Annotated in this window: 22 protein-coding genes; all 22 read left to right on the forward strand. The window is 31.8% G+C overall.

Annotated features, from left to right (window positions below; all coding sequences use genetic code 11):
- The first annotated feature begins 127 nt into the window (after nucleotides 1-127).
- Entirely contained in the window at nucleotides 128-550 is a 423-nt protein-coding gene (gene phnG, locus HNR33_RS11975) for a phosphonate C-P lyase system protein PhnG (RefSeq protein ID WP_429083588.1), read from the forward strand.
- A 17-nt stretch (nucleotides 551-567) separates the two neighbouring features.
- Complete coding sequence (gene phnH / locus HNR33_RS11980) at nucleotides 568-1,152, forward strand: phosphonate C-P lyase system protein PhnH (RefSeq protein WP_429083590.1); 585 nt, start codon at nucleotides 568-570, stop codon at nucleotides 1,150-1,152.
- 12 nt (nucleotides 1,153-1,164) lie between these two features.
- Complete coding sequence (locus tag HNR33_RS11985; RefSeq protein ID WP_429083592.1) at nucleotides 1,165-2,268, forward strand: carbon-phosphorus lyase complex subunit PhnI; 1,104 nt, start codon at nucleotides 1,165-1,167, stop codon at nucleotides 2,266-2,268.
- 1 nt (nucleotide 2,269) lies between these two features.
- A complete protein-coding gene (locus HNR33_RS11990; protein ID WP_429083594.1) occupies nucleotides 2,270-3,115 on the forward strand; it encodes an alpha-D-ribose 1-methylphosphonate 5-phosphate C-P-lyase PhnJ in 846 nt (281 codons plus the stop codon).
- A 14-nt stretch (nucleotides 3,116-3,129) separates the two neighbouring features.
- Complete coding sequence (locus HNR33_RS11995) at nucleotides 3,130-3,975, forward strand: ATP-binding cassette domain-containing protein (protein ID WP_429083596.1); 846 nt, start codon at nucleotides 3,130-3,132, stop codon at nucleotides 3,973-3,975.
- Between the two features lie 18 nt (nucleotides 3,976-3,993).
- A complete protein-coding gene (gene phnM / locus HNR33_RS12000) occupies nucleotides 3,994-5,172 on the forward strand; it encodes a phosphonate metabolism protein PhnM (RefSeq protein WP_429083597.1) in 1,179 nt (392 codons plus the stop codon).
- A gap of 93 nt (nucleotides 5,173-5,265) precedes the next feature.
- Nucleotides 5,266-5,964, forward strand: a complete 699-nt coding sequence (gene phnL, locus HNR33_RS12005; protein ID WP_429083599.1) for a phosphonate C-P lyase system protein PhnL — start codon at nucleotides 5,266-5,268, stop codon at nucleotides 5,962-5,964.
- A gap of 87 nt (nucleotides 5,965-6,051) precedes the next feature.
- Nucleotides 6,052-7,662 carry an inositol monophosphatase family protein gene (locus HNR33_RS12010; RefSeq protein ID WP_429083600.1) on the forward strand — a complete coding sequence of 537 codons (1,611 nt, stop codon included), beginning with the start codon at nucleotides 6,052-6,054 and terminating at the stop codon, nucleotides 7,660-7,662.
- 125 nt (nucleotides 7,663-7,787) lie between these two features.
- The gene (locus HNR33_RS12015) at nucleotides 7,788-8,828 is read left to right on the forward strand and encodes a phosphate/phosphite/phosphonate ABC transporter substrate-binding protein (protein WP_429083602.1); all 1,041 of its coding nucleotides are present in this window, start codon (nucleotides 7,788-7,790) and stop codon (nucleotides 8,826-8,828) included.
- A 59-nt stretch (nucleotides 8,829-8,887) separates the two neighbouring features.
- On the forward strand, nucleotides 8,888-9,649 hold the full coding sequence (phnC, locus tag HNR33_RS12020) for a phosphonate ABC transporter ATP-binding protein (RefSeq protein ID WP_429083604.1): 762 nt from the start codon (nucleotides 8,888-8,890) through the stop codon (nucleotides 9,647-9,649).
- A 10-nt stretch (nucleotides 9,650-9,659) separates the two neighbouring features.
- Nucleotides 9,660-10,445 (forward strand): phosphonate ABC transporter, permease protein PhnE, encoded by a 786-nt coding sequence (phnE, locus tag HNR33_RS12025; RefSeq protein ID WP_429083606.1) that lies wholly within the window; start codon nucleotides 9,660-9,662, stop codon nucleotides 10,443-10,445.
- Nucleotides 10,445-11,296, forward strand: coding sequence for a PhnE/PtxC family ABC transporter permease (locus tag HNR33_RS12030; protein ID WP_429083607.1), 852 nt, complete (start codon nucleotides 10,445-10,447; stop codon nucleotides 11,294-11,296). Before phnE ends, HNR33_RS12030 begins: the two co-directional genes overlap by 1 nt.
- A 354-nt stretch (nucleotides 11,297-11,650) precedes the next feature.
- A complete protein-coding gene (locus HNR33_RS12035) occupies nucleotides 11,651-12,244 on the forward strand; it encodes a 5' nucleotidase, NT5C type (RefSeq protein WP_429083609.1) in 594 nt (197 codons plus the stop codon).
- Nucleotides 12,245-12,594: 350 nt separating this feature from the next.
- Nucleotides 12,595-14,172, forward strand: a complete 1,578-nt coding sequence (locus HNR33_RS12040; RefSeq protein ID WP_429083611.1) for a PTS transporter subunit EIIC — start codon at nucleotides 12,595-12,597, stop codon at nucleotides 14,170-14,172.
- A complete protein-coding gene (locus HNR33_RS12045; RefSeq protein ID WP_429083613.1) occupies nucleotides 14,169-14,924 on the forward strand; it encodes a MurR/RpiR family transcriptional regulator in 756 nt (251 codons plus the stop codon). Before HNR33_RS12040 ends, HNR33_RS12045 begins: the two co-directional genes overlap by 4 nt.
- Nucleotides 14,925-14,928: 4 nt before the next feature.
- On the forward strand, nucleotides 14,929-16,257 hold the full coding sequence (locus tag HNR33_RS12050; protein ID WP_429083615.1) for a family 4 glycosyl hydrolase: 1,329 nt from the start codon (nucleotides 14,929-14,931) through the stop codon (nucleotides 16,255-16,257).
- Nucleotides 16,258-16,267: 10 nt separating this feature from the next.
- A complete protein-coding gene (locus HNR33_RS12055; RefSeq protein WP_429083616.1) occupies nucleotides 16,268-17,461 on the forward strand; it encodes an N-acetylglucosamine-6-phosphate deacetylase in 1,194 nt (397 codons plus the stop codon).
- An 82-nt stretch (nucleotides 17,462-17,543) separates the two neighbouring features.
- Entirely contained in the window at nucleotides 17,544-18,017 is a 474-nt protein-coding gene (locus HNR33_RS12060) for a PTS sugar transporter subunit IIA (RefSeq protein WP_429083618.1), read from the forward strand.
- Nucleotides 18,018-18,295: 278 nt separating this feature from the next.
- Entirely contained in the window at nucleotides 18,296-19,234 is a 939-nt protein-coding gene (locus HNR33_RS12065) for a helix-turn-helix transcriptional regulator (RefSeq protein WP_429083620.1), read from the forward strand.
- 101 nt (nucleotides 19,235-19,335) lie between these two features.
- Nucleotides 19,336-20,289, forward strand: coding sequence for a hypothetical protein (locus HNR33_RS12070; RefSeq protein ID WP_429083622.1), 954 nt, complete (start codon nucleotides 19,336-19,338; stop codon nucleotides 20,287-20,289).
- Between the two features lie 113 nt (nucleotides 20,290-20,402).
- Nucleotides 20,403-21,044: a PAQR family membrane homeostasis protein TrhA gene (gene trhA / locus HNR33_RS12075; RefSeq protein ID WP_429083624.1), complete on the forward strand. Its 642-nt coding sequence runs from the start codon at nucleotides 20,403-20,405 to the stop codon at nucleotides 21,042-21,044.
- A 467-nt stretch (nucleotides 21,045-21,511) separates the two neighbouring features.
- On the forward strand, nucleotides 21,512-23,062 hold the full coding sequence (locus HNR33_RS12080; protein WP_429083626.1) for a hypothetical protein: 1,551 nt from the start codon (nucleotides 21,512-21,514) through the stop codon (nucleotides 23,060-23,062).
- Nucleotides 23,063-23,157 lie beyond the last annotated feature (95 nt).

A 23,157-nucleotide genomic window follows, 5' to 3' on the forward strand; every position in this document is an offset into this window, starting at 1 on the left:
TTTTGGTAGTTTTTTTGTTTGTTAAAAACTTCCATACATTTAATGTAGAATTAACACTGCTTAACATAGCTTTAACAGTGTATAGCTTGGCAACAAGTTATAATTACAACTGTAGAGGAGGGAGCTTATGAAAAAACGTCGGAGAACAGAAATTTTAGTAAGAGGCTCAATAGACATTGCAAAAAAATTAGCTGAAGAAATAATAAACAATTACAACGTAAAGATAATCGAAGAACCTAATAGTGGGCTTGTAATGATAAAAATGCGTGAAACAGCAAAGAAGAACCTATTTTATTTAGGAGAGATGTTTGTAACAGAGGCAAAAGTTCAAGTAGAAAACAATTTAGGCATCGGTATTGTTTATGGAAACAATCAAGAACTAGTATATTATTTAGCGATTATTGATGCAGCATATAATGGCAGCCTAAAAGAGACAGAGAACTGGTCGGACATTTTAATAAATGAAGAAAATAATATTAGAATACAAAGAGATAGGTATCAGGCAAAGGTAATGAAAACAAAAGTTAGCTTTGAAACTATGGATGTCTAATTAAGGAGAGATAAATCATGAAATTAGATTTAGTGCATGATATTCAAAAGTCTTACCGTAGTGTAATTGATTCTATGTCCAAACCTGGCCATATAAACAGTATAAAAGATCAAGCTAATAAAATTGATTTGGATATAGATTTTGAAAACTCTACTTTTGTATTGATGTTAATGTTACTAGATGCAGAAGTAAGCTTTAAAGTATTTTCTAAAAAAGAAAAAGAAATCACAAAACTTATAAGCCAGTTAACTTATGCTAAGCCAGAAGCCGTCGAAAATGCCAACTATATTTTCGTAATGGAAGATGCTGAAGATGGTGATATAGAGAATGCCATAGAAAAAGCTTATGAAGGTAATTTGATAGATCCGCATAAATCTGCAACAATTATCGTTGAAGTTTTGAAAATTACAAATGATAAAGAAATTGTTTTAACAGGTCCCGGAATAAAGGATGAAAATTATTTAAAAGTAGATGTATGTGGTAATTGGATTGAAAAGCGTAAATTAAAAAATGTCGAATATCCTTTAGGTGTAGATATCATCATGGTTGATAAAAAAGCTGATTTGATTTGTATACCTAGAACAACTAATATTTCCGTATAGGTGGTGAAATAAATGGGATATGTAGCAGTTAAAGGCGGTACTATTGCAATTGATGAGTCAATCAGAAGGCTAAAATATGAGCGTTTTAAGAAAAAAGAGATACTTAATGTAAAAAAAATACAAGCAGGCATGCGTGGGTTAATTGATCAAGTAATGTCTGAAAGTAGTATTTATTGTGAAGAATTAGCAGCGATTTCAATAAAACAAGCTGAAGGAAATCCAGAAGAAGCAGTATTTTTATTAAGAGCTTATCGTTCAACACTTCCTAGAAAGCACTATTCAAAGATTATAAACTCGGAGAATATGATAGTAGAGCGTCGTATATCAGCAAGCTTTAAGGACATTCCAGGAGGACAGATATTAGGTGCTTCATATGATTATACTCACAGATTAATTGATTTTGATTTAGTAGATGAGACAGAGCAAGAATGCTTAGAATGGTTGGAAGATTATGAAGAGGAAAATGACAAGAGGTTAGATACCGTTGATATGAATAAATTACCTAAGGTACTAGATTATTTAAGAAATCAAGGCTTGATTGTAGATTGTAAGGAAAACAATAAAGAACCTAAGGATATTACTAAGAAAAGTATAGAATTTCCAACTGAAAGAAGTGAGAGATTACAGATTTTAACACGTGGCCAAACTGGAGCCGTTACTTCATTAGGATATGCAGCTCTCAGGGGGTACGGCGACACTCATCCAACAATTGGAGAGCTTCGTGTTGGGAGATTACCAATCTATATAGATGATCCATTAAATACTTCACATGATGATGAAGATTCATTTTATATTGGTGAAATAAAGGTAACAGAAGTAGAAACAATATTTCCAAACTCTATAAAAAAAGAAAATGGTAAAAATGAGATGGAATTTGAAATAGGGTACGGAATCTGCTACGGGCAAAATGAAACTAAAGCCATTGCCATGAGTATTTTAGACCATTGCCTAGAAACTAGAGATCCAAGATATCCTACACATGACGAGGAGTTTGTGCTGCTTCATATAGATTCAGTTGAATCTACTGGGTTTATTTCTCATTTGAAATTGCCTCATTATGTAACATTCAAATCTAAACTTGACAGTGTTCTTAAAACAAAAAAAGGAGAGGAGTAAGATGAGAGTAAATTATAATTTTGCTTTCTTTGATGAGGGATCTAAAAGAGAAATAAGAAGAGCCACGCTTAAAGCTATAGCCATACCAGGATATCAAGTTCCCTTTGCTTCACGTGAAATGCCAATTGCTCGTGGGTGGGGAACTGGTGGATTGCAGCTGACATTATCATTAGTGGGGAAAGACGATGTTTTAAAGGTTATTGACCAAGGTTCAGATGAATCTGTCAATGCAGTTAACATAAAAAAGCTTGTTAATAAAACCACAGGAATTAAGCAAACAGATAGTACAGCTGATGCTACTGTTATACAATCTCGACACAGAATACCAGAGATTACTTTAAAAGAAGAACAGATTTTGGTACTTCAAGTACCTATACCAGAGCCACTTCGATACGTTGAACCTAGTGAGTATGTAACGAAAAGACTACATGCTGATAAAGAATATAGCGGAGCTTGGCTAATGTTGTTTGAACAGATAATGAAATATGGAAATATGTCAACAGGAGCTGATCATCCTGTTAGTGTCCATGAAAGATATGTAATGGCTCCAAGTCCAATACCACGTTTTGATAATCCTAAGATGAATAATTCGAAGGCACTTATTTTATTAGGTGCGGGTAGAGAAAAGAAAATTTATGCTGTTCCTCCATATACTAATGTGATTTCGTTAGCATTTAATGATTACCCCTTTGAGGTTGAATCATTTGATGATAAAGTATGCAGATTATGTGGCTCTAAAGGTGTATTTATGGACGAATTAGTTGATGAAAAAACTGGTGAAACATACTATCAATGTAATGATTACAGTTATTGCTTAGGCAACCTAAATGACAAATTAAGCTGCTAGAGGAGGTGTAAATAATGGAGAATTTTGAAAAGCCAGTATTGATAGTTAAAAATCTACGTAAGCAATTTGGTGATGGATGTAAAGAATGTAAGGATTTAAATCCAGATAAATTAGAAAAAAACTATTGTCCAGTTTGCAAGACTATATATGCGTGTCAAGACGTTTCCTTTGAGGTGTATCCGGGAGAAATATTAGGAGTTGTTGGAGAAAGTGGAAGCGGAAAATCTACTATGATGAAATGCTTATATTTTGATCAGGATGTAACTAATGGTGAAGCGTATATAAGTAAATATAAAAATGGTGAGAGCAATATATTTAAAGAATCATCGCAACAGAAGCGACATATTAGGAACAATGTGCTGGGGAAAGTATATCAAAACCCTCTTTTAGGCTTAAAAATGGACTTTTCTTCTATTGGAAATATAGCGGAAAAACTAATTTCAGCGGGTAACAGAAACGTTGACGAAATGGAGAAAAGAGGTACAGAGCTGTTAGAACATGTAAACATTCCAATTCTCCGTATGAAGGAAGCACCTAAGAATTTCTCAGGTGGTATGCAGCAAAGAGTTCAGATTGCTAAGGCATTATCAAATAACCCTCCTCTATTATTGTTAGATGAGGTTACAACAGGATTAGATCTATCTGTACAAGCAAACGTACTAGATTTGATTAAAGAAATTCAACATGAGCTAGGAGTTAGCATGATTGTAGTATCCCATGATTTAGGTGTTATTCGAATGCTAGCTGACAGAACTATAGTAATGTTAAATGGACGTGTTATTGAGCAAGGATTAACAGATCAGATATTAGAAGATCCTCAGCATCCATATACTCAACAATTAGTTCACTCATTACTGTAAATATAGGAGGTATATATAGTGTATTTAATTACGAATGGACAGATTGTAATGGAAGATAGAATCTTAACGGGGTATGACTTAATAGTTGAAAATGACAGGATTAAAAAAATAGCAAAAAAAGGCGAAAATCACTTAACTAGTGATTTTGAGATTATTGATGCAAATGGGGGATATATAGCGCCTGGGTTTATAGATATTCATGCAGACTATATTGAGCATATGGCAGCACCTAGACCAACTAGCTTGATGGACTTTGAATTAAGTATAAGAGAGTGTGAAAAACAATTAATTTGTCATGGAATTACTACAATGTTTCACTCCTTATCATTATATAAATCATCCGAATTTGGAAATAACCCAATCAGAAAGCATGAAAATGTCTGTAAATTCATTGATTTAGTTGAGAAAAGCCATTCGAGCAGGCACCTAATCCGTCATCGCTTTCATGCTCGCTTCGAAATCGACAATTTAGAACAAATAAATAACTTAAAGACTTATATTAATGAAGGAAAGGTACATCTAGTTTCTATAATGGATCATACTCCAGGGCAAGGACAATACCGAAACCTAGAAATATATCGTGAAACCTTAAAAGGATATAGTAAATTAACTGATTTAGAAATCGATGAAATCATTAAAAATAGTCAAAGCAAAGATAAAATGACTATAAACATGATAAGAGAAATAGGATATCTAGCAAGAAAAAAGAGAATTGCATTTGCATCTCATGATGATGATAGTATTGAAAAATTAGATTTAGTTCAAGGTCTTGGCGCCACTATAAGTGAATTTCCTATTACACTGGAAGTGGCAAAAGAAGCAAAAAAAAGAGGAATGTATACTATAGCTGGAGCACCAAATATTCTTTTAGGTGGGTCACATTCAGGAAATTTATCAGCAGCTGTAGCTATTGAACATGATAGCATTGATATTTTATGTAGTGACTATTACCCAGCTGCATTATTGCATGCAATATTCAAATTGCATGAAGAATATGGGCATGATTTACACCAAATGTTCAAATTGATTACTATAAATCCAGCCAAGGCTGTAAATATGGATAATGAAATTGGCTCTATCAAAGAAAATAAGAAGGCTGACATCTTAATAATTGAAAAAATTGAAAATAATTACCCAGCCATTACTTCAGTTTTCGTAGATGGGAAATTAATATCAAAAACAAATTATAGAGTTTAATATGAATAAAAATAAAAGCATGTATGAACTTAATGATTCTCTGTCTGATATCAATAGTCTTGTAGAAAAATATTATGGAAAAAAGGTGATAAAATGACTGATTTACTAAAAATACAAAATTTATCAAAGTCATTTACTTTGCACAACTTAAAAAAACACATAAAAGCATGTAAGGATATTAGCATTTCACTAAAAGAAGGAGAATTTATAGGTATCACTGGGAAAAGTGGCAGCGGTAAGTCAACTATTCTTAAGTCCATATATAGAACTTATTCACCACAGAGTGGAGAAATTTGGTACAACTCAGAAAAGTTTGGACTAATAGATTTAACTTCAATTAGTGAAAGACAAATGATTTATCTTAGGAAATATGAAATTGGGTATGTCTCACAGTTTCTAAATGTTATGCCTCGTACTACTGCTCGTCAAATTGTTGAACAGGCAGTTATAGAAATGGGTGGCGAGAAGGAATATGCAAAAAAAGAGGCAGAAAAAATGCTAGCACATTTTGAATTAGACAGAGAATTATGGGACAGTTATCCAAATACATTTTCTGGTGGAGAAAAATTACGATTAAACATAGCTAGAGCAATGGTTAAGCGACCAAGGTTATTATTACTGGATGAACCTACAGCCAGTTTAGATAGTTCATCTAAACTAAAGGTAAGAGAACTTATAGAGCAGTTAAAAAATCAAGGAACAACTATGCTAGGAATTTTTCATGACTTAGAATTTATGGAGGGATTATGTGATACAGAATTTGATATGCACAAAGGCAATATGAATAACTAGAATAGTGACTAGTAAACAAAGAATCAAAGTAGAAAAATGGAAGTTTTTTTCTGAACTAAGTATATTCAAAAGGAGGCGGTAATTTTTGTGAAAGCAGATTTACATGTTCATACAAATGTATCAGATAGTAGCTATTCAATTGAAGACACTATAAAAATGGCTAAAGAAAATGGTGTGACTCATCTAGGAATTACTGATCATGATACAACTAATGGGTTAAAAAAGGCTATTAAAATAGGCAAGCATTATGGCGTTAATATAATTCCAGGAATTGAAATATCTGCATTTGATTTTGAAAAAAACAAGAAAATTCATATTTTAGGTTATAACTTTAATTTAGATGCTCCGAATATAAGAAAAATATGTGACGAATTTATAGAAAAGCGTCATAATAACTCATTATGGCAAATAGAAAGATTGTCAGAACAAGGCTATGATATTACCGTAGCAGAAGTTGCTAAAAGGGCAAGATATAGCACATGCTTTTACAAACAGCACATTATGGATGTACTAATAGAAAAAGGATACACAGATAAAGTTTACTCAGAATTATATTATCAGCTATTTAAAGGGGAAGGTATCTGTTCAAGAGATATAAGACATATAGATGTATTCGAAGCAGTGAAGGCCATAAAGGCAGATGGAGGAATAGCGATTTTAGCTCATCCTGGTCAGCAGGATTCATATTATTTGATAGACGATCTAGTGAAGGCTGGGCTAGATGGAGTTGAAATCTATCATGAAGATCATACTGTTGAAGATTATACCAAGATTTTTGAATATAGAGACAAATACAACCTAATTCTGACAGGTGGAAGTGACTACCATGGTATCTATGGATCTGATGTCCAAATAGGAAACATATGTATGCCAGATGATTATATTAAATACTTTCATAATGAAATCAATGATACTGTAGAGTTTACAAAGACCTTAGTAAAAAGAGCAGGAAGAATGTTAAAAAAAGCAATGAAGAGTGATATAGAAATAAACTTTAAGAATAGTGACCATCGTGATTTAGTTACAAAGTATGATTTAGAAGTAGAGACCTATCTTACAGATAAAATAAAACAGAAATATCCTGACCATAGCTTCATTACTGAAGAAAATACAAATAATAGTACTACAAACGAAGAATATGTTTGGATTATCGATCCTATTGATGGCACAACTAACTTCATTAATTTCAAAAAAGATTTTACAATATCCATTGCATTATATAAAAATGAAGAACCTTTATTTGGTGTTATATATGATGTAATGAAGAATGATATGTATGTAGCAATTTCAAAACAAGGTGCATTTTTGAACGGAAGAAAATTAAACAAGCTAGACCAAGGAATTAAATTAAAACAAGCTATAGTGGATACAAGCTTAAATACCGTAAGTATATTCAAAGATCATTATAATTTAGACTTAGTTTGGCTTGCTAAAGCGATTAGAGGACATAGGGCATGTGGAACAGCATCTTTAGCTATATGCAAAATTGGTACAGGAGAAATAAATGCATATATATCTGCTAAATTATGCATATGGGATTATGCAGCTGCAGTAATTCTATTGAGAGAGTTGGGAGGAAGTTATTCTTTTATATTTGAAAATTTAACGAATGGACTCAATAAGAATAGAACCACATTTATAGCAACAACAAATTCTAGTATCCATAATGAAATCATAGGTAGGATATTATCAAAATAGGTAATATATGCAACTTGAAATTAGAAATTTAATGTAAAATTAACAAGATCAAAACAGAAACAAAAAAATGTACTGATATAGTTTTATCTAGATTACAAATTCTTTAAAAAAGGGAGAGATGAATTGTGAAAAAAGCATTTTGTTTAATAGTGTCTATTGTTTTATTAACCATTGCCTTTACAGGATGTTCATCCGTTTCAAAGTCTGCAGATAAAGATTACGATACAATCACAATGGTCTGGTATCCAAATGAATCAGGTGAAGATTTAAAAGGTGCAAGAGATGAGTTTGCAAAAATTGTTGAAGAAGCAACTGGAAAGAAAGTAGAGCATAAATTAACTACTGATTATGCAATAGCAATTGAAACACTTGTAAATGGAAATGCTCATATTTCATGGTTAGGGGCACAGGGATATATACAAGCACACAATAAAAATGACAAGGTATTGCCTATAGTTGTTAACAGTGGCAAATCAGGTACTTTAGATGATGCAGTATATTACAGCTGGTTAGCAGTTAAAAAAGGAAATGAAGGAGAGTACAGTAGTGGAGGTAAATATTCTATAGATAATATTCAAGGTAAGAAGTTCTCATTTGTTTCAAATAGTTCCACATCTGGATTTAAGGTTCCATCTGCTGGCATTGTGTCATACTTTTCTAAAAAATCTGAATTTGCAAATTTAGATCAAGAAGATTTGTTAGAAGGTGGAAGTGATAAATTCTTCAAAGAAGTATTATACGGGGGATCACATCAAGGATCAGCTGTCAATCTATTAAGTGGAAGTGCAGATGTTGCGGCTTTTTGCGATTCATGTGTAGATAACTATATAGAACTTGTCGAAGGAACAAAAAATCGTCCAGGTGCAGTATACAGAGTAAAATCTGATGCAGCAGAGCCATTTAACACTATTCCTGGTGAAGAATTTGTACTGATATCAGTTACTCCAGTTTTAAATGCACCATTTGTTGCTAACACTGATGTATTAAGCGAAGATGATTATAAAGCACTTATTGATGCTTTTACTTCAGATAAAGTAGCTAAAAATGAGAAAATATTTGTCCCTGAAGGCTCAGATTTTGTTGGATTATTTAGCAAAAAGGGTAATGAGTGCTTTATTAATGTTGAAGATGAGTGGTTTAATCCAATTCGTGAATTATCAAATTAGTATTATTGATTTTAGAGAATTGATATAAAAACTAAAATTAAATATAAAGGGGAATTAACATGGTATTGTTAGAAATTAATAATTTATCGAAACAGTACAAACAGACTAAGGCTTTATCCAATGTTAATTTCTCTGTTAATGAAGGAGAGTTTGTTTCTATAATTGGACCATCTGGTGCAGGAAAATCAACTCTACTTCGCTGCATTAACAGAATGATTGATGCTAATAACGGAGAAATCATTTTTGACGGCTACGATGTCATGAATTTAAGTAAAAATGAATTAAGGAAATTTAGAACGAGGATTGGTATGATATTTCAGCACTACAATCTGGTATACCGTCTCAGTGTCATTGAAAATGTACTTCATGGACGACTAGGGTACAAATCTACTGTTGAAGGGATTATTGGAAAATATACCGAGGAAGAAAAAAAGCAAGCTTTCGATATTTTAGTCAGACTAGGCTTGAAGGATCAAGTTTATAAGCGTTGTGATGAGTTAAGCGGTGGACAGAAACAGAGAGTTGGAATTGCTCGTTCTTTAGTACAAAATCCAAAGATGATCTTGTGTGATGAACCCATTGCATCTTTAGACCCGAATGCTTCAAAGGTAATAATGGACTATTTAAAGGTTATATCCCAAGAAAAAGGAATTACATGTCTGGTTAATTTGCATCAGGTAGACGTAGCTATTAAATACTCTGATCGTATTATTGGAGTAAACAGTGGGCAAGTAATATTTGATGGCTCACCTAAAGAACTAACTAATGAGAAAATATATGAAATATATGGTACTGAAGCAGGAAATTTGATTATTGATTAGGGAGGTAAATATGAAAAAAGATATGTTTGTATTAAGAAAAAATAGTTTTTTGTTTTTTGTTGTTTTATTAACTTTATTTACCTTTGTTTCAATTGTAATAACTGAATATGAAGTAGTAAAGGGATTTACTTCAGTACCCAAAGCAGTTAAATGGATGCTTTCAAGCTTCTATCCAAACAAGCAGTCATTAGAAAAACTACCATCAATCTTTGAGAAATTGAGGGATACAATAAGTATGTCAATTGCAGCAACTACAGTATCAAGCTGTTTTGCACTATTATTAGCCATTCTTGGTTCTAAAACTACTAGAATTAATAACTTCTTTAGCATGGTAAGTAGATTGATTGCATCAGTTTTTAGAAACGTGCCAATCGTTGCTTGGGCGATGGTACTGTTATTCTCATTTGGACAAAGTGATTTTACAGGCTTCTTAGCATTATTTTTCGTTACATTTGGATTCCTTACTCGTGCATTTATGGAAACAATAGATGAAGCTAGCTTCAGTAGCGTTGAAGCATTAAGAGCAACAGGCGCCAGTTATTTGCATATTATTTTCCAAGCAGTATTGCCATCGAGCATTCCACAATTAATTAGCTGGATACTGTTTATGATTGAGACTAATATTCGTAGCTCTACACTTATAGGGATATTAACGGGTTCTGGGATTGGTTTTGCATTCAATTTATACTATAAAAATATGAATTATAATGCTGCTAGCTTAGTTGTAGCGTGTGTAGTAATTACAGTTTTAATTATTGAATTGATTTCAAATTATGTAAGAAGGGTGATTTTATAATGGAAAGTCATGTAGCTTCAACAACTAGTTACCAACTAACAAAGGTAAATAAAATAAAGCTAAAAAAAGTAACTTCTTCGTCGGTTGCAATAAGAATAACAATATTTGTATTATTTGTTTTGACTGTATACGGCATGATAAATCTAAATAGTAAGGATGTAAACTTCATTGCGGCTTGTAAAGATTTTCTAATTAATCTAAATAAAATGTTCTTTGAATTAAATTATACACATTTTACATTCCAAGAAGCAATATATCAGATAGCAGTAACGTTGGGGTTGGCTTTTCTAACAACGTTAATGGGCAGCTTTTTTGCATTGATTCTTGGGCTGTTTGCAGCTCAGAATTTATCTAATAAAAGAGTATCCATTTTAATAAAAGGTTTTGTAGCTTTTATTCGTGCTGTTCCTACAGTATTATGGGTATTAGTTTTTGCAGTTGCAGCGGGTCTTGGAAGTGTTGCTGCTGTTATAGGTATGACATTTCATACAATTGGATACTTAATTAAAGCTTACTCTGAATCCTTTGAAGAGTTGGATAAGGGAACTATAGAAGCACTGAAAGCTAGTGGAGCAAATTGGTGGCAGATAGTTTTTCAGGCTATACTACCCTCATCAATAACATATATCTTATCTTGGACTTTCATACGTTTTGAGATTAATTTTACTAATGCAGTTGCAATGGGAGCAGCAGCAGGGGCCGGAGGTATAGGATTTGAATTGTTTATGGCAAGTGGTTTTTACTTTGATATAAGAGAAGTTGGATTTATTACTTTTCTAATTGTGATTGTAGCTATAATTTTAGAGGTGCTTTCAACTAAAATTAAGAACAGATTTTTAGTTAATTTATAATATCTCAAGTATAAATAATAGCTATTTATACAACTAAACAAATTAATGGAAACAGTTGTGAGTTCTCACAATTGTTTTTTCTTTTAAAAACCAAATTGATGTGCAGAAATAATATATGCTATGTTTTAAAAGTATCAACATTAGCTGGTATTCAGATAACACAAAGTTTTTCTATATCATATGATAACATAATTATGCTATAAGTTTAGCTACAAAATATATCCACTAAGGATAGTCTATGAGAGGTATTAACATGACTGGAACAAATTTTTTACATAGAATTAATGTTTGCATAATATTTCTTTAAAACAAACTATGTAAAATAAGCATAGATACAATGAAAGGAGTGACGAGATGAGTTTATTAAATGTTTGTATTGATATTGATGGGACAATTACAGAGCCTTACTATTGGCTTGAAAAAGCAAACAGTTATTTTAACACAAGTATTGAACCTAAAAATGTTACTAAATATGAGATACACGAAGTACTAGATATACCTAGACAAGAATACCTTGATTTTTATAATCAATATGGAGAAGAACTTCATTCTAAAGCGAAAATTAGAGATGATGTTCAAAAGATACTTAACGAAATTGCAAAATATCATAATACTTATTATGTTACTGCGAGAGAAAAACGAATGGAACATGTAACAATTAAATGGATAAAAGAAAATGAATTGCCTGATAGTCAATTATTTTTGCTAGGAAGTCATTATAAAGTAGAAAAAGCTAAGGAGTTAAATTGTAATATATTTATTGAAGATAGATATGAAAATGCTATTCAATTAGCTTTAGCTGACTTCAAAGTATTGCTAATAGATTGCGAGTATAATAGATATCCCTTGATTGACGGAATAACAAGGGTATTTAACTGGAAAGAAATCTATAAAAAAATTACTAACTATTCATATAAAAAGAGTGGTGAAGTTCAAGAAATTGCTTAGTTTATGGAAGAAGCTAAAAAACAATTCGCTCTCTAATTGGAGAGATTTTAATAGATTAACCGATACATTCCGATAAAATAGAGGTGTGTGTCGGTTAATTTTTTTATTGAAAATATGAATATTTATATGTGATTAATATGCATGAAGTTATTAAGCCTTTATGACCATCAAAAAATTAATCATGTTGATGAAATAGGACGGATTAAAAGACTAAAGTCACAAAAAATGACCAAATCAAAAGAGTCTTTACATAGTCTTAATAGCAGTATTTCTATTGTTTAAAATAATCTATTGTGAGATACTTACTTGGAAAGTACTTTCTCAAATATTCAAATAAAAGAGGTGAAGGAATGTCAAAACGCAAAAAAATTAGTGAACAAATTCAACGATTCGGTAGGTCATTACTGTTACCTATTGCTGTAATGGCACCTGTTGGAATGGTTTTGGGACTAACGGGAGCTTTGGTTCAGAGCTATATGATTGAAAGAATTCCTATGCTGGGAAACCCTACTTTAAAGCTTATATTGACTAGTTTAAGAAGTATTGCAAACGTTATCTTTAGTAACATCCCAGTTTTATTTGCTATGGGTGTAGCCTATGGAGTTGCTAAAAAGGAAAAGGGCATTGCTGTATTTTCGTCTATCATATCATATTTGATTTTAAATGCTACAATCAATGTCTGGCTAAATGCAACAGGAAAACTTGCTCCTGCAGATCAAATGGCTCAAATGGGACAAGGTATGGTACTAGGAATACAGACGTTGAGATTGGATGTACTAGGTGGTATCATTAGTGGACTTATCGGGGCAAAAATGACTGATCGATTTTATCAATTAGAGCTTCCAGTGGCTTTTGCGTTTTTTAGTGGTAAAAAATTTGTTCCAATTGCTTCGATAGCAGTAACTATGGTAGTTGGGTTGATTGTTCCGTTTTTTTGGCAATTAGTAACTAGTGCTTTAATTTCAATGTCTTCTATCATACTAAGTGGAGCATTTGGAGTATTTCTTAATATAGTAATGGTTCGTCTTTTGATTCCCTTTGGACTCCATCATGTTTGGAGTGCTCTTCTTAGATTTACCCCAGCTGGAGGAACATATGTAATTGATGGAGAGAATTTTGTAGGGGTATTACCGGCTTTAAATAAAATACTATTTGAACTGGGTCCAAGTCACGAAGCATGGGACATGCTCCCAGACTTAACTAGGTTTATGGCTCAAAACCAAATGCTAGTGACATTGTTCATAATTCCAGCTATTGGGTTAGCTATGTATAAAACAGCTTATGCTAAAAACAGACCTTATGTAAAAGGAATCATTATTACTATGGTTCTTACACCCTTCTTGGGAAATGTAACAGAACCTATGGAATTTTCCTTCTTATTTATTGCGCCACTACTATACATACTTTACGTTGGATTAGCAGCAGCTGGATCAGTTGTATTATACTTACTTAAGACAGGAGTAGGTTATATTAGAGGAACTATTTTTGACTTTGCTATATTTGGATTGATGTATGAAAATACTAGATGGTATAACCTACTAATAGTGGGCATTCCACTCTTTGTTATCACATACTTCTTATTTAGTTGGGCTATAAAAAAATGGAATATTCCAACCCCAGGACGGGAAGAAGATGAAGTATCATACAATACTTTATTAAAGGAAAAGAGATATGCTGAAGTAGCCAAGATTGTAATAGAGTCCATAGGAGGAAGAAGCAATATTGTTCATGTTGAAAACTGTGTTACTCGTTTGAGGATTGACTTAAAAGACATGAAGATAGTTGATAAGGATCAATTAAAGGAATCAGGAACTTCTGGTATCTTTTTCCCTAGTAAAAACCACATACACATTGTATTTGGACCTAATGTAGAATTTGTTAAAAATGCTGTAGATCGTGAACTAGAGGGTCAGGAGGTTAAGCAGTGAATCTAAGCAGATTGGCACAAAACTATGGTAAATTAACAGAACTAGAGAGAAAAATAGTTGAGTATATTATGAATAACCCTAAAAAGATAGTTTGTCTTACTGGTAATGAACTGGCTCAGAAGTTATTTGTTTCTAAAACATCTATAATCAACCTGTCTAAAAAGCTAGGCTTTGATGGTTATAGTGAGCTCAGATATTATGTGAAGGATTATATTCAAAATAGGGAGAAAAAAGAACAAGCTTTATCCTATGACAGTATACTAGGCAATATACATGATGAAATTACTAAAACCTTATATTTGCAAAGTGAAGAAAATATAAAGGTTATTGCCCAGAAAATAGTAGAGTCAAGGATAATATATGTTATAGCTAGGGGAGCTTCAAAGCCAATAGCTGACTTTTTGAGCTCTCGACTAGCTATATTAAAGGTTAAATCTATATTTGTTGGAGATCCCAATGTTATTGATGAATTAGGAGAAAGTTTAGGAGCTGGGGAAGCTATATTACTTATGTCTTTATCAGGAGAAACTGAGAAAATATTAAATATAGCTAAAGCAGCTAGAGCAAGGAGCATAGATGTTATTGCTTTAACTTCCTTTTCAAATAATTCATTACAAAATATAGCTAATTATAATATGTTTTGCTTTGCCAATAATACAAAGACAAAGTATAGTGATTTGATTTCAAGGCTTGGCTTACACACACTAACGCAAATACTAATAACCTATATTGCTATGAACAGAGAGGAGTAGTAACATGAGCAGAAAAAAACAAGTAGTTACAATAGTTGGAGCTGGAAGTACAAGAACTCCTGCTTTAATTGGAAGCTTAGTGAATTTAAAAGAAAGATTTCCATTAAAAAAACTAATTTTATTTGATATAGATAAATCACGTATAGATGTACAGAAGCATTATATTAGGTTAGTAATGAATAAACACTATCCTGATGTAGAGCTTTTGTTTACAGATGATGAGGACAAGGCATATATAGGTACAGATTATGTGTTTTGTCAAATGCGTGCTGGAAATTTTGAAATGAGAAGTTATGATGAAAAAATACCATTGAAGCATGATTTAGTAGGTCAAGAGACCTGTGGACCTGGGGGATTCGCCTATGGTATGAGGTCTATAACTCCTATGATAGAAATGGTCAAGAAAATAAGAGAATATTCTCAGGAGGCTTGGATATTAAACTATACAAATCCCGCTGCTATAGTTGCTGTAGCACTAGATAAGATGTTTCCAAATGACAGAAGAATACTAAATATCTGTGATCAGCCCTATTCTATGATTAAATCTTTTGCAAAAATATTAGATGTAGATATGTATGATATTGAACCTAGGTATTTCGGATTAAATCACTTTGGATGGTTTACAAAGCTATATCACACACCAACTGGAGAAGATCTAATTCCAAAGCTAAAAGAGCATCTAACTGATCATGAATTTAAGCCTTTTAATGCTGAGCAAAGAGACCCATCATGGCTAGAGACTTATAAAAATGTAAACAAAATGATGGCTCATTTCCCTAAATATGTGCCTAACACATATCTACAATACTACTTTTTCTCAGATGAAATAGTTGAGAAAAGTAATCCTGAATTTACAAGGGCTGATGAAGCGAGAATTGGTAGAGAAAAACAAGTACTTGATATTTGTAGAAAAGCTAAGGAGCAAGACTCCCTTGAAGGACTCCCCTTGCTTACTGGACAAGTTCACGGAAATATGATGGTAGAGGTTGCAGAATCTATTGCCTATGATCTTAAAAAGGTGTTTGTAGTTATGGTAAGAAACGAAGGGATCATACCAAATTTGCCTAAAGATGCAATGGTTGAATGTGCTGGAGCACTTACCCAAAATGGAGCAGAAGCATATCCTTATGGTGAAGTGGAAACCTTCTATAAAGGGCTTTTAGAAAACCAATACGCCTATGAAAAACTGACTGTGGAGGCGTGTCTAGAGACAGATTATGAAAAGGCATTACAGGCCTTAACTCTTAACCGGACTGTTGTGAATCCTAATAAGGCAAAGGCTGTTTTAGATGATTTAATGGAAGTTAATAGCAAATATTGGAATTTAAAATAGGGGTGATATAATGTATCTATATTCTGAGAATATTTATACTCCTCAAGGATTTCAGATGGGCTATTTAAAGATAGAGGATGGAAAGATAAAGGGTATTTTTAATGAGGTTTCCTCTGAGGATGTAGTTAATTACATGGATAAAATTCTTATACCTGGTTTTATTGATATACATGTTCACGGCTGGGCAACTGGATCTTTTTGGCATGAAGGGACTCAAGAATCTATAGAAAACATGTCTATGGAAATGGTTAAGGCAGGGGTTACTTCCTATCTTGCTACTACTGGGACTGATTCACTAGATGAGATTAACAGACATATTTCCCAAGGAAAAAGAGCTATAGAAAATTGGAGTCCTGATAAGGGAGCACATGTTTTAGGATTTCATTTGGAAGGTCCCTTTATTAATAAAGAGTTTAGAGGAATGCAAAAGGAAAAATATTGTTTAAATCCTTCGATTGAAATATTAGAAGATTTTTTTCAAAATGCTAGAAAGGAAAATATTAAATTAGTAACTATAGCACCTGAGCTAAAAGGAGCAGAAGAATTTATTAAATATGCCAATGGAGAAGGTATTCAAATCTCTGTAGGACATAGTGGAGCAGAATTTGAAGATATTGAAAGATTAAAAGATTTTGGATTAGGTGGATTTACTCATACCTTTAGTGGCATGAGAGGCTTTCATCATAGGAGGTTAGGTGTAGCTGGCGCATCTATGTATTTTGATGATATGTATGCAGAATTTGCTAAACAGACAGGCATGACTGTTAAACCACAGGCTTTTGAATTAGCTTATAGAATCAAAGGACCTGAAAGAATAATATTAAGTACTGATTGTGTAGGATTAGCACATGTGAAGGAGCCCTTTCATCATTATATAAGGAAATGTACCTTTATTCCTGACGGTGAGTATGTTAAGTTATTGCATGATGATGGTAGGGAAGAATGTATTAATAAATATGATTATGATAAGGTAAAAGATTTTGAACTTGGTTTTTTAGGATCAGTTCGAAATGTTGTGAAAAATGTTCAAGCTTCAATCAGTGACATAGTAAAAATGGCTTCTGAAAATCCAGCTAAATATATTGGAGTATATGACAGTAAAGGGTCTATAGAACCAAATAAAGACGGAGACATTCTCGTTATTGATGATGAATGGAGTTTGCTTGATGTATATGTGCATGGAGTAAAACAGGATATTGAATAAATTATTGAAAATGTATTAAACTAAGGGCTGCTAAATTCAGCCCTTTCTAAATCATTAGCTCATAGTAGATAGGAGGGCAAGTATGTTAGGATTTTTACGTAAAAAGGAGATAAAGATATATGCTCCAATGGAAGGTGTATCTATGGATATTACAAAAGTTCCTGATGCAGCTTTTTCGCAGAAGATGATTGGAGATGGTATAGGAATAGAACCAAGCGATGGGTTAGTTGTAGCTCCATGTAAAGGTAGAGTAGTTCAGATATTTCCTACCAATCATGCCCTAGGAATAATATCTACAGATGGAATAGAAATATTAATTCATATCGGGTTGGATACTGTAGAATTAAAGGGAGAAGGTTTTAGACGACTTGTTGAGGTAGGCGATGAAGTTGAGATAGGAACTCCATTGATGGAGGTAGATCTAAACTTTATCAAAGCAAATAATAAATCAACAATAAGTCCAATAGTCGTAACTAATGGAGATAGAATAAAAGGTATGAAAAAAACACAAAAAAAAGTTCATAGAGGGACAGATATTGTACTAGAGATAAAGTAATAAATAATTATATTCATTATTTATTTTATGGTCATTAAGAAATAGCTAATTTTATAAGAAACAGGAGCATTATAAGTAAAATTATTAATATTTTTTGATTTACCAAAGTATATTTGTTATTGAATTATAATTGAATTTTTTGGAGGAGAATAATAGTACCGCAGACAGCAGTGCTATTATTTTTTACTGTCATTAAATCTTAAAACAAATAATAAAGGAATTTTCTTAAGTATATAGAAATGAATATTATTATTATTTTGTAATTAGAGGGCGAAATCATGAAAAAATTGGAACGTTTATCAGGTATTATTTATGCATTAAAAGAAAATAAAAAGATGACTGCTAAAGAACTGGCATCAACCTTTGAAGTAAGCGAAAGGACTATTTACAGAGACATAGATGCTTTGTCTCAATTAAAGGTGCCTATCGTCTCTTTTGAAGGGTACGAAGGGGGATATAAAATTGATGAAAGTTATTTTATACCTAGTTTACCTTTTGAACAAAATGAGATTCTCTACTTGCTTATTTCGTTAAGAGCTGGAGAAGTTTTAAGGGTGCCTAATATGCAGTGTTCCTTTGAATCGTTAAAATATAAGCTTCTCAATATAGTAGATGATGACATGAAAGAAAGATATAAAAAATTGCTTTCTAGGATCACATTAGAAATGAATAGAATAATTCCCAATAGTTATTGCGAAGATCTTTTCTATAAGCTTATAGAGAGTTTTAGTAATTATAAGGATTTAATAATTACATATTATACACCAAAGAACGATGAATATGTAAAAAGAAGAGTTACTCCTTATATTTTGTCCTTTGATAGTGGAGGATGGTATCTAGATGGTTATTGTCACATTAGAAAAACGAAAAGATGCTTTAGACTAGATAGAATAAAGGATATAGAAGTATCCAAAGAGAATTATAGTCAAACCGTTGTGAATGAATATATGGATAGGTTGAAAAAGAAAGAAAAGGATTTTAAGATAAAGTTAGAAATGGATAAGAAGCTATATGAAACTGTAAAGAATGATGATTATTATATTTGGACAAATACAAAAAGTCTAGGCGATAAAATAGAATTAGATATTTATACTAATAATATTGACTATTTCATTCGATTAGCTATAGAAAACTGCAATCAAGTAACAATAATTGAGCCGGAAGAAGTTATAAATAGAGTAAAGCAATTATGCAAGAAAACATTGGAAAAGTATTAAAGGACTCTGACAAGTTTATGTCAGAGTTCTTTTGCTATAGTTATAAAAAAGATAGTTATTCACTGAAATATACTATGATAAATTAATCAGGGGGGATTACAATGGAATACACTAGCTATATTGAGTTAGAAAAAGATTTGATTGCACTTTTAGAACAGGAGAATTATAGAGAAGCAGTAGATTTATTAGGAAAAGCATCAGAAATTCTTCCTCAAAAAGAATTTGAAGAAAACTATTTTGATATTCTTTTTAACAAAGCTCGCTTTTCTACTAATTGTAATATGTATGATGAATCTATTAAGACATTAATATATCTAGTTGAACAAGGTTACGCTTGCCCATTACAATGGAAGCGTTTTGAGCCTTTACAACAAGATCCAAGGTATGCAAATCTTGAGCATAAGAATGATTTATTAATAAAGCAAGCTCAAGAAAAATCTAAACTTGAATATTTTGTGCATCTTCCAGAGAGTTACTATAAGAATAAACAGTACCCATTATTTATTAATCTTCATGGAGACGGAGAAAACGTGAAGCTACATAGCCAATATTGGAAACCTGATGCTTTTCTTAAGAAAGACTTTATTGTTGTGTATATTCAATCATCACAGGTTATGCATCATAATAGCTATGGCTGGACTAATGATCAGTGTAAAGCTAGAAAAGAAATTAAACATATATATGATTTAATGATACAACAATACTCAATTGATAAAGATTGTGTTATCATAGGTGGATTTTCTGGCGGTGCAATAGCCTCTATTGATATAATTATGGCTAATGAATTCCCTATAAAAGGCTTTATTGCTCTATGTGCATCTGAGAAACCTGAATCGTTTACTAAGGAGAATGCTCAGTATGCTGGTAAAAGAGGTATAAAAGGTGTGTTAATGGAGGGAGAACAAGACATACCTGTACTAGATGAGGAAGAAATGGTTAATGTGTTCAAAGAGGTTGGGCTTCCTCATGAATATTATATCAATAAAGGTATAGGCCATTGGTATCCTAAAGACTTAAGCGAAAAAGTTGAGAAAGCATTAGAATTTATATTATAGAAATAGACAAGGGGAACGTATCATATGTTCCTCTTATCTGTTTAATAGACTAAGTCGAATCAAAGGTATATAATTAACATAAACGATACCAAAACAGATACGGGGGAATGATTATGGTAAAGAATTTTAGAGATCCAGGCAGTGCACTTAGTCATTTAATAGGAGCAATTATATCAGTTGTAGGTCTTGGGTTATTGCTTTATACTTCAATAAGCAACAATAATGCAAGAGAGATTGTATCATTTTCAATATTTGGAGCAAGCTTAATACTTTTATATACTGCTAGCTCTGTATATCATATAGTAAAAGGCTCGGATAAGGTTATAAAGGTATTAAGAAAGATTGATCACAGTATGATTTATGTCTTGATTGCAGGTACATATACTCCAATTTGTCTTATTTTATTAAGAGGAAAGTTAGGTTACACTATGTTATCTGTGATATGGACATTAGCAATCATCGGAATAATTACTAAGATCTTTTTTATAAATATTCCTAGGTGGATTTATACCGCTATATACATCATCATGGGATGGATTGTTGTATTGGCAGTAATCCCATTGTCAAAAGCTGCATCAATAAAGGCAGTTTTATGGTTATTCGTAGGGGGCGTTTTTTATACTATTGGAGGAGTAATATACGCTTTGAAAAAGCCAAATTTTATTCCAAAATGGTTGGGATTTCATGAGATATTTCACATATTTATTTTATTAGGGAGTATAAGTCATTTTGTATTTATATATAATTTTTGTTAACATTAAGTTTACTTATCTTTTTCATGAAATGGTATTACGATTAGACAGTTGTAACATTAAGGTGTAAACATGAGAAAAACGCTACAAATCAGCAGCAAAATCAAGGGATTAGCATTGTTTAAAACTTTGCTAGTCCCCATTATTTTAGAAGGGAAAGTATATGTACGATAAGATGAATAGCGTAGTTAATTATATAGAATACAGTATATTGGATGAATACTGCACAACACGTAAAATTGATTTAAATGAATGAAGTAAAAAATAGTGATGAAAAATAGGAAAGAGAAAATGTCTTAGGTTTATTTTGTAATGGAGCAAAGGGATGGCATTGATCTGCAGATAAGTACTTCAGGAAATCATAGAAAAATATAACAGGTAAAAAAAGGTTTTAGAAGATTTACATAGAAAATAATAACTTATACGTAATTATGTAAATTGAGAATATTTTGAATGAATGGGGGATATAGATGAACTTATTAAATGAAATAACAGTCTTAGATTATTATTTAGAGAGGATGAAAAAAGATGAGATAGAGTTTTTAAGAAATAGAAATAGTTATAAAATACAAATTAAAGAACTTATATTAGTCTTAAGAGATGAGAAGGTCATTCATAATAAGATAGAAATATCAAAAAGCTTATGGAAAGTACTATTTGAATCGGCAATGAGCTTCATAGACCCAGATAAAAGAGGATATGATAAACTATTTTTGTACTTTGACAAATATGTGAAGTTTGAAGAGTTAATATTTGCATCAGACTCCTTCTATAGAGATCATACTCTTCACTGTTTATGGGTATATTTTTTTGGGGAATACATATATGGGCGTAAGGAATTTGACTTCATTATGGGTAAAATGAAAGATAATAAAGAATTTAGGAATATAGATAAAGTTCATAATAGTTTGAGTAAATCAAATGTAAAAGGAATTTTTGATGATTTTTTATCAATTACTAGAAAAATTAAAGAGGTTCCCAAGTGTGATGATTCTATTAGATGTATAGCTGCAATTACCCATGATCTAGGTTATCCAATAAAAAAAATTCATAAAATAAATAAATGTATTAAAGATGTTTTACCATATTTCAGTATATATAATCTCAGTGAGTTTAATTTTAAATATACAGAAACACAACAAAAATACATTGAGGAATTTATAGAATCAATTAGCTTACGCGTAGGCGCTCATATTAGCTATAATTTGGACAAAACAGAAAAAGGGAAGGAGTTAGAGGAAAAACTATGGATGACTGGTGAAAACAATGATTTTGTGGGTGTGAACTCAGAAACTCTAATGGAGCTAGATGAAGACGAGCTAGAAATTATCAAGACTAGCTATGAGGCTAAAATGACAGTAAATAGGGTAATAGATGATAAACTAAGGTTTTTAAACGATTTTGAACAATATAATCATGGAATTATGAGTGCCTTTTTAATTTCTAAAACTATTGAGAGTTTCTCAAGATCAGATTTATCTTATTCTGATCCATCAGACCTAAGTATAGACCACTATAACTCTTACAATTCCTTAGCAAAGCAAACAATCATGAGGGCAATCTCAGATCATACCAGCAGAGGTTATCAGATTATATCAATAAAGGATCATTCATCATTTTTAATTCTAATGGATGAGCTAGAGGAGTTTTCTAGAATTTCGAGGGCCAATCAAAATAGACAATATATAAACGAGTTTTGTAAAACTAATATTTATACTGATCAAGATTATCTGAGAGTTGATTTTACATTTGATAATACTGACATATCAAATCTTGATCCAGAGCTTGCTTTTAGAGGAAGATGTAAAAGATTTCTGAGCTTATTTAGAATATCTGATCTAGATGAAAGTTTAAAAATTAAACTGAGATGTATTGGTAAGTTGCCTTATGATAGTAATGTGTATGAATTAGAACTAAGAAGAAAATTCGCGAGTATAACTATTAATGGAGAAGAAAAGGATATACCAAAGTATCTTAAATCCAACGAGTTTTACTCAAAGGAAGAGTATATGAAATTGTAAGCTTTTATGATAATTGAACAATGGTTATATTGGCTGAGGAAAGATAGTAGAATATAAAAATCTAGAAATAGGAACTTGATAATAAAAGCTTAAGA

Origin of the sequence: Brassicibacter mesophilus, assembly GCF_050433385.1 — a bacterium.
Classification (GTDB): Bacteria; Bacillota; Clostridia; order Tissierellales; family Proteiniboraceae; genus Brassicibacter; species Brassicibacter mesophilus.

Coding starts and splice junctions, on each gene's coding strand:
- phnG (WP_429083588.1), top strand. CDS start 128: ATGAAAAAACGTCGGAGAACAGAAATTTTAGTAAGAGGCTCAATAGAC.
- phnH (WP_429083590.1), top strand. CDS start 568: ATGAAATTAGATTTAGTGCATGATATTCAAAAGTCTTACCGTAGTGTA.
- HNR33_RS11985 (WP_429083592.1), top strand. CDS start 1,165: ATGGGATATGTAGCAGTTAAAGGCGGTACTATTGCAATTGATGAGTCA.
- HNR33_RS11990 (WP_429083594.1), top strand. CDS start 2,270: ATGAGAGTAAATTATAATTTTGCTTTCTTTGATGAGGGATCTAAAAGA.
- HNR33_RS11995 (WP_429083596.1), top strand. CDS start 3,130: ATGGAGAATTTTGAAAAGCCAGTATTGATAGTTAAAAATCTACGTAAG.
- phnL (WP_429083599.1), top strand. CDS start 5,266: ATGACTGATTTACTAAAAATACAAAATTTATCAAAGTCATTTACTTTG.
- phnC (WP_429083604.1), top strand. CDS start 8,888: ATGGTATTGTTAGAAATTAATAATTTATCGAAACAGTACAAACAGACT.
- phnE (WP_429083606.1), top strand. CDS start 9,660: ATGAAAAAAGATATGTTTGTATTAAGAAAAAATAGTTTTTTGTTTTTT.
- HNR33_RS12030 (WP_429083607.1), top strand. CDS start 10,445: ATGGAAAGTCATGTAGCTTCAACAACTAGTTACCAACTAACAAAGGTA.
- HNR33_RS12035 (WP_429083609.1), top strand. CDS start 11,651: ATGAGTTTATTAAATGTTTGTATTGATATTGATGGGACAATTACAGAG.
- HNR33_RS12040 (WP_429083611.1), top strand. CDS start 12,595: ATGTCAAAACGCAAAAAAATTAGTGAACAAATTCAACGATTCGGTAGG.
- HNR33_RS12050 (WP_429083615.1), top strand. CDS start 14,929: ATGAGCAGAAAAAAACAAGTAGTTACAATAGTTGGAGCTGGAAGTACA.
- HNR33_RS12055 (WP_429083616.1), top strand. CDS start 16,268: ATGTATCTATATTCTGAGAATATTTATACTCCTCAAGGATTTCAGATG.
- HNR33_RS12060 (WP_429083618.1), top strand. CDS start 17,544: ATGTTAGGATTTTTACGTAAAAAGGAGATAAAGATATATGCTCCAATG.
- HNR33_RS12065 (WP_429083620.1), top strand. CDS start 18,296: ATGAAAAAATTGGAACGTTTATCAGGTATTATTTATGCATTAAAAGAA.
- HNR33_RS12070 (WP_429083622.1), top strand. CDS start 19,336: ATGGAATACACTAGCTATATTGAGTTAGAAAAAGATTTGATTGCACTT.
- trhA (WP_429083624.1), top strand. CDS start 20,403: ATGGTAAAGAATTTTAGAGATCCAGGCAGTGCACTTAGTCATTTAATA.
- HNR33_RS12080 (WP_429083626.1), top strand. CDS start 21,512: ATGAACTTATTAAATGAAATAACAGTCTTAGATTATTATTTAGAGAGG.